Here is a 2,065-nt window from a genome sequence, read left to right as displayed (position 1 = left end):
GATAGCTTGTTAGCCTACTGAGAGGGTGATGTAATGCCCCCTTTCAGGGGGTTAAAAGCAAAACCACCTTCTAAGAAGGTGGATTATTTACTTTGTATTTTAAGTAATAATATTTAGAAAATATCAAATACGTAATCAATATAGATACGGTTATAATCGATATCTTCTACAATATCCAAAGTTTTAGAACCTCGGTAAGTACCATTATTCCAGGAAACACTTAAACCTTTTAGAGTAGGATCTTGGAAAGCATAGCTTAATGTCATATCACGTCCCCACTCTGTTTTGGGTCTATCTACAGTATCTCCCAAACCATTATTATTTTTATCTAGGTCGAAGCCTCGTTGGTAATTTATATCAAACTCAAGTCCTGGAACGCCCATATCTGAAAAATCATAAGCGAAACCAATCATGATTGCTTTTTCATCTTTAAACGCGAAGTCTGACCAGACAGGAACATTTGAATTAAAGCCTCCATAGTATTCTCCGGTTTCCCAAGCATAACGGAAGTCTCCTTTAGCGGTATGCTGGTATGCGAGGCGATAAGTCGCTGCGTCTAAATGTAATTGAGCGAGGAAGGAGGTATTTTTTGATTCAAAGTCATCTGCATTTGAAAATGTTTGATTAAAAGCATCACCTATACTTTCAAGCGTATGATGAATACCTTCTAAATAAAGCTTATTATTGTCACCAAGCTCCATGGTGTAGTGTATTTTATAGAGATTAGCTTTTTGGAAGTCATTCGACTTACCCCAATCGTATTCAATACCAATCCCGTTATCAAATTGATAGGCGAGTCCATAAGCTTGAATATAGTTTACTTTCTTTGTATTAGCGTCAGTGCTTGAGCCATCATAAAAATGTTCAAAGTGGCCGAAGGAACGCCATGAGTGCTGAGTAATATACGCACCATGCAGCTTAAGTTCACCAATATTAACTTCACCTGTTGTACCATATAGTGAGCTAGGCGCAGCACGGGAAGAAGAGCCTTGAATCAAATTATCATTGTAAACTTGTCGGCCATGTTTAATGTTGACATTTAAATCATCATTACCGTATTTGAATTTTACAAATGCTTGACCAATTTTATTGATATCGTTAGTTTCTCTTTGATTTCTTCCGTCTTTTGGCAAATGAGTAAAACTATCTCCGGGAGAATCAAGGTCCCAAGCGCCGTAGTAAGACATGTCAAAACCAATCATGTCAGCAAAATAGCCTGAATGATAATTAAGATGTAAGCCCTGAACCCACTCACGGTTATCGTAAGGTGATTCATCTCGACCATCACGATTGAAGTAAACATTTCTTAATTTAGCATCAAGGCGACTGCCTTCGAGAAAACCTTTACTACTTTCATTTGCATGTGCATTAGAAAAAGAGAAAATAGTGGCGGTAACGGCACAAAACAATGCCGAATACTTAAAAGTATGCATAATACCAAGTTACTCCTAGAGCGTTTTGTTAGACACTTTTATTATTTATTAATTTGCTTGTGCAAAACTCCCGAGCCTAGCTTGCAAAAGATTGATATTTTTATTTTGCTACTAAGTCTTATTAGCTTTTTTGATTTTATACTGTCTATTATTTAACAAAAAATAAATAAATTTGGCAAATAAAAATCAAAATATATTTAATATGTGCTTACTCTAATAGAATAATCCCTATTATAAAAAAAATTATGAGTAAAGATTTAGTTATGACTGACTGGTTTGCTAAGTCTGAAGATAAATTGAGGTAAAATAAAAAGAGATAGGAGCAGTCCAACAAGTGTTACCCAGCATTCACGTTACCAGGCTTACGTTGAAATATGATTATTGTTTATTTGAATGTGGTTAGCAGAGTGTAAAAAGTAGATTTGCACTGTTGGAGTTGGTACAACCCTTATCTATCATAGACTGTTTTATATGCAGTTGCCTTGGGGGATGGAGACTCAAAGGGGTAGAACAGGGAAAGATACATGTGGTTGGCGGTAATATAACGCGATGCTCGACTTTTTAGCCTATTAATTTAGCTAACTGAAGAGGAGCATTGCCTTGGTTCCTATTAAATAATACACACAAACTGT

The 2,065-nt window shown here is 35.9% G+C and carries 1 protein-coding gene; it reads right to left on the bottom strand.

The window, feature by feature from the left end:
* Positions 1-113: 113 nt before the first annotated feature.
* Complete coding sequence (locus F607_RS0126530; protein WP_027710406.1) at positions 114-1,433, bottom strand: OprD family outer membrane porin; 1,320 nt, start codon at positions 1,431-1,433, stop codon at positions 114-116.
* Positions 1,434-2,065: the final 632 nt, after the last annotated feature.

Origin of the sequence: Zooshikella ganghwensis DSM 15267, assembly GCF_000428585.1 — a bacterium.
Taxonomy (GTDB): Bacteria; Pseudomonadota; Gammaproteobacteria; order Pseudomonadales; family Zooshikellaceae; genus Zooshikella; species Zooshikella ganghwensis.
This window is presented reverse-complemented; position numbering and strand designations above follow the sequence as displayed.